The sequence below is a fragment of the Mesorhizobium sp. M0174 genome (assembly GCF_040322275.1).
Lineage (GTDB): Bacteria > Pseudomonadota > Alphaproteobacteria > Rhizobiales > Rhizobiaceae > Mesorhizobium.
In genome coordinates, this window is record NZ_JAMYTB010000051.1 from 1 (window position 1) to 5087 (window position 5087).

General features: G+C 59.7%; 4 protein-coding genes and 1 pseudogene. 1 reads left to right on the plus strand and 4 read right to left on the minus strand.

Annotated features, from left to right (window positions below; genetic code table 11):
- Positions 1-566: 566 nt before the first annotated feature.
- The 3 genes from NKJ13_RS31230 to NKJ13_RS31240 all read right to left on the minus strand — a co-directional run bounded on the left by NKJ13_RS31230 (position 567) and on the right by NKJ13_RS31240 (position 3422).
- Positions 567-1610, minus strand: a complete 1044-nt coding sequence (locus NKJ13_RS31230; RefSeq protein WP_352779519.1) for a sensor histidine kinase — start codon at positions 1608-1610, stop codon at positions 567-569.
- Positions 1607-3112, minus strand: a complete 1506-nt coding sequence (locus tag NKJ13_RS31235) for an ATPase domain-containing protein (protein WP_352779521.1) — start codon at positions 3110-3112, stop codon at positions 1607-1609. Before NKJ13_RS31235 ends, NKJ13_RS31230 begins: the two co-directional genes overlap by 4 nt.
- 94 nt (positions 3113-3206) lie before the next feature.
- Positions 3207-3422 (minus strand): hypothetical protein, encoded by a 216-nt coding sequence (locus NKJ13_RS31240; protein WP_352779523.1) that lies wholly within the window; start codon positions 3420-3422, stop codon positions 3207-3209.
- A gap of 480 nt (positions 3423-3902) precedes the next feature.
- On the opposite strand from NKJ13_RS31240, the gene NKJ13_RS31245 reads away from it, so the two are divergent.
- Positions 3903-4181, plus strand: a complete 279-nt coding sequence (locus NKJ13_RS31245; protein WP_352779525.1) for a hypothetical protein — start codon at positions 3903-3905, stop codon at positions 4179-4181.
- Positions 4182-4477: 296 nt separating this feature from the next.
- On the opposite strand, the pseudogene NKJ13_RS31250 reads toward NKJ13_RS31245, so the two are convergent.
- A pseudogene (locus NKJ13_RS31250) lies at positions 4478-5087 on the minus strand (hypothetical protein); the annotation flags it as partial.

A 5087-nucleotide genomic window follows, 5' to 3' on the forward strand; every position in this document is an offset into this window, starting at 1 on the left:
CCGAAAACTGGCCGACTTTTGATTGGAATGGTGGCCGGCTTCAAATCGGAATGGTGGCCGGTCTTTGATCGGAATGGCGGCCGGCTTCACGTCGGAATCCGCATTTTGCGACACTATCCTCCCCCTTCTTCAACGTACCATTCTGGGAGGAATGCATGGCTCCCCATGAGCAACATGCCGTTGAAATCGTGAGGACGAAAGAGTGGTCGGTTCGCGTGACGGTCAACGGCGCTACGATCACGGTCCCTTTCACAGCTGAGAGCTACGCGCGCTCGTTTGCAGATGGTCAGGCGTTCCGCCTGGGCGTTCAGGTGGAGCTCAGGAAGCCGGCGTAGTCGCGCCGTTTTGTCGGTAACGTGTGGCTCCGACCAGCCCACTACATCCTACCGCGCGAGGTCAGATGAAAGACCCAGGCGGCGGCGGCCTGGCGGCCGCAATGGGCCCCCAACTCGCAACCTGCATCGTGGCCCCGAACCGCTGAAGAAAGTCGCGGAGCCGGCCTTTTGATTACAGTGGCTTCGACTGCGGCCACAGCTGCGTGCTGTTTCGTCGCGTTCGTCAGGTACTCAGGAGTACGCTGGGACGAGCCTCGTTTCGCGTAATGGCAACGCCATAGCGAAACGCAGGCCGCCGGGATTGTAATGCATTTCGATTTTCGCATTGCATTGCACCGTAACGACCCTTTCCAGCAATGTCGTTCCAAAGCCTCGTCGACTCGGCGGCTGCACTATGGGACCATTCCGCTCCTGCCAATGGAGATGCAGGATCTGCTCACCTGCGGAATCCGCTATCCACCATTGCACATCAAGGCGGCCTTCCGGGCGCGACAAGGCGCCGAATTTTGCTGAGTTGGAGGCAAGTTCATGAAACGCCATGCCCACAGGTATCGCAAGGTCGGCGACGAGGGCCACATTGGGACCACGTAGTGATATTCGCGGCTCGCCATAGATCTCGTAGTGGCTCAGTTCCGTCTCAAGCAATCTCTGTAATGAGGCCGTCTGCCAATAGTCGTCTGTAAGCATTGAGTGCGTGTCGGCAAGGGACACGATTCTTGCGGAGAAATCACGCACGAAGCTGTCGACGCTATCGCTGGACCGGGCCGTCGCTCCCATCATCGCTCGCACATTGGCCAGGGTGTTTTTGACCCGGTGATGAAGCTCGAGGATCAACAGCTTTTGACGGTCAGCGACCTCCTGTTTTTGTTCGAGGTGGGACTTGACCTCGAGCTGGCGTGCACGCGCACGCAACGCCGACCTCACCGAATTGGCCAGACTTGAGGCCAGGAAAGGCCTTTCGAGAACGATGAGATACCGATCTAGAAACGCAAGACGCTTGTCGAATTCTGTTCCCCGCATGACCAGAAGAACCACTGGAAAATCGGACCACGCAGGTTGGTTGCGCAGCCAGGCGGCGAATTGGCTCCGGTCGGAATTGATGAGCGCCTCTTCGGCGACGACAAGGCAGTGTGCGCTGTCGAGAAGCTCCAAAACCTCTTCCAGATTGGCACAGATGCGTGTTCCGATCCCGTGTTTTGCTAAGATCGAGGCCGCTAGCTGAGCGTCTCGACCAACCGGGGCGAGCACGAGTACGACGGGTTCTTTCGGCGTCATGGCTTCTTGTCAGCGAGCAGGTCGCTTTGTTTGCCCTCAAAAAAGGGCACGCCTGTAAGTATTCCCCTGAATTGGTCGAGCGGCTCGCCGACAGCTATGCCCTGGCTGCTGACCATGAATTCACGGATCGTGTCCTCGTGAGGACCAACCCGCCTCTTCACCACCGAAATCGCTCGCCGGATGCGACCGCCACTTTCGAAAAACCTCAGCAACATCACTGCATCAGACAGATAGGTCATGTCGATTGGGGCCGCCGTCTGGCCGATCAGCCCGTGATTGGCGAGCAGCAGGATCGTCACGATGCCCTTCTGGTTGAGGTAGGTGAGAATTTCATGCATCTGCAGCACAAGATGCTGCTCTTGGGACATCGAATTCAGATATCCCGTGAGGCTGTCGATCACTACGATCCGGGCATCAAACCGCTCGACTGCGAACTGGATCTTTGATGACAATTCGCCGGGTGAAAGATCCGCCGGGTCGATTTGTTCGAGCAGGAGCATTGCGTCTTGCAGGAAGGGCTTGAGATCCATACCGAGACCAGCTGCACGTCCCAGGAAAATGCGGTCAGTTTCATCGAACAGCAGAACCAGGGCGCGCTCACCGCGCCCGAGCGCTGCATGACAGTAGGAGCAGGCTATGGTCGACTTCCCCACACCCGAAGGGCCGATCAAGAGCGTGCTTGTGCCCCGATCGAGGCCGCCGCCGAGCAGAGCGTCCACGCCGTTTCCGCTTAAGGCCGGCGACCCGTGCTCGGCTTCAGGGTGCTCGGCGGCGACCAGTCGCGGAAAGACCGTGATCCCGCCCGGTCGGATAACGAAGTCGTGGTAACCGCCACGTATTTGCACCCCACGCATCTTGATCACCCGTAAGCGCCGCCGCTCGCCACCGTATATCGGAGTCAATTGCTCCATGCGGATGACGCCATGGCTGATCGAATGCAGGTTGAGGTCATCCTGCTCGGCCGTGAGGTCGTCGAGTAACAAGACCGTCGCATGGTTGAGCAGAAAGAAGCTTTTCAGCGCCAGGACCTGCCTACGGTAGCGTAGTGAGCCCTGCGAGAGCAGCCGGATTTCGGAAAGCGAATCGAATACGACGCGCTGTGGCTTAATACGGTCGATCTCAGCCAAGGCCGCCTGCACGGTCTCTCCGAGTTCCAGGTCAGAAGAATGCACGAGTGTCTGCAACTGGGAGGGATCAAGGCTGAGTTCTGGAGGAACGAGTTCCAGAATTTCTATCCCGTCCAGAGTCCAGCCGTGCCTGCTTGCCACGGATATGAGTTCGCGCTTGCTTTCAGATAGCGTAATATAGAGGCAGTTTTCGCCTTGCGAGGCCCCCTTGATAAGGAACTGAAGCCCGAGCGTGGTCTTGCCCGAACCAGGCCTTCCCTCAACGAGGTGTGACCGAAATTTGGCATAACCCCCGCGCAAAACATAGTCGAGGCCTTCTACCCCGGTCGCTAATGGTGAGGCGTCATCTTCGTTCACGTTGACGTTGCCCCTCATGTACGTTGCTGAACAGCGTAACGATTGTCAGTTTTGATGGTTCCAGAGGGCCGCACTACGCTGGATAAGGACAAGAGCCTCCCCTACAAACTGCTCACGACGCCGTTCGTGTCGGTGAGAACAATTCTGCCGGGCGCGCAAGGCGGCGCAGGCGCTGCCAGCGATTGCTGGCGAGCGCGGGCTCCATATTCTGGCGGCGATCAATCTCGATGCGATCGCCGACGACGGTGACGGCAACAAGGGTTGCGTCATCGCGCTTGGAACGGTCGGCAAGCTGCTTCCGACGGCCCACGTCGGCGTTCCCGCGCATAGCGGTTTCTCCTGAATGGGCTGAACGCCGCGACTGTTGCCGCTGCCATAGCGGCCCGTGTGGAATGGGTCTCTGAGCTTACCGATAATGCCCAATTCCTTCTGGGCACACCGCCGAGCTTGCTCAATATGCGCGACGGCAAGTCCCGCTATGACGTAACGACGCCGGCTACGGCGTTCGCCGGCTTTAACGTTCTGAGCTATCGACGGAGCCCGGACGAGGTGCTTGATTGCATTGACCGGCTTTGCGCCGATGCTGCTTTTGCCTGCCTGGCGGAACTGAAGCAGCGCCGGCATTGCCAGCACGGCAGCGCAGCGATCGATCTCGTCGAAACAATTCCGCTGCATCGTTACAAGGCACTGCTGGACCGTCTCGATGCGGTAACAACATCAAGGCTTGGCACCGTCGGCGCGTCTCTTGGCGCGGGCGATCTCCCGCTGCCCCGAGCAATGCCTGCTGGTTACCGAAGAGGCATGGCGATTGAGCCGCTTGCCGGGACCGGCAATCGTCACCCGCTTCGGCTCGACACCCTATCTGCCAACGAACCTTTCCGACAGGCCGGCAGCGGCGAGGTTGCGCGAGATTGCCTTGCACATCGCAGCCGGCGCAACCGCACGCTACGATCTCGGCGATCGGCTGTGCGGATTGTTTCGCCGGCATCTCGAGATGAGCTTCTTTGGCGAGGCCACCGCATCCAGTCTCGACGTCGTCGCCCGCAACATGCCGATGTGGCGCGACGGCATTCGCTGGCCGAAATAAGGCGGGCTGGCCAACATTCTTACCATCAATATCGGCCCGTGGGGACGAGACTACCACACCCCGCTCGAGCGGCTTCACATCGGCTATGCTTTCGATGTCTTGCAGCAAGTCGTGAGTGATGTTTGTGCGGCGCTTCTTGCAAGGCAGGCGTAGCGCGCGGAAGCAGCAACTCGATACCTCGCCAGGAGCAAATCTGGAAGCCGAGGTTGCATGCCAGATCAGTCCTGAGGCATGCCGTCGCCGTGAAGAGAGTCTCAAGAACAGCTTCGCCAGCGCACCTCGAAAACCGGCTACCGCTATGACGAAGTGTTGGGAGGCTCGTCCGACTCCGCCAAACGATCGCGAATGGCTTGCTCCGTTTTGCTTGCCGTCTTTTTCACGACTTTTTCGACGCGGTCGACCAACGTCTCGGCGTCGCCGCTGGAACCCTGTCGGTCAGCCTCTTCCTTTACAGTCTCATATGCCTCGGCGGCGACCTGCTTGGCTTGCTCCACGCCTTCTTCAAAGACTTCCTCGGCACTGTCACGAAGCTTGTCGCGGTATGGGCCGAGTTGCGCGTCCTCAGCGGCGGTGTGAGGCAGCATCACGCCAATGGCGGTGCCCACGGCAAGGCCTACCGCGGCCATTGCCAGAGGTTCGCGCTGGAACAGGTCCTGAGCCGACTGCCGCACCCGCCCCGTCCTATCGGTGGCGGCCGAGCCGACCTGCCCGGCTGTGCTTCTCAATCTTTCTTTGGCGCCGCTCGCAACGTCTGCCACAGCCTCAGCCGCACCGCCTGCCACGGACGCAACCGAGCGGGCGGTATCGGAGAGCATGGAGCCGGCGGAACCTTCGCCCTCGGCACCGTACTCATCGCCGCGTGAGTCCTGCCAGGCCCCGCCCAAGCCCCTCTGGTCAGAGAAGTTT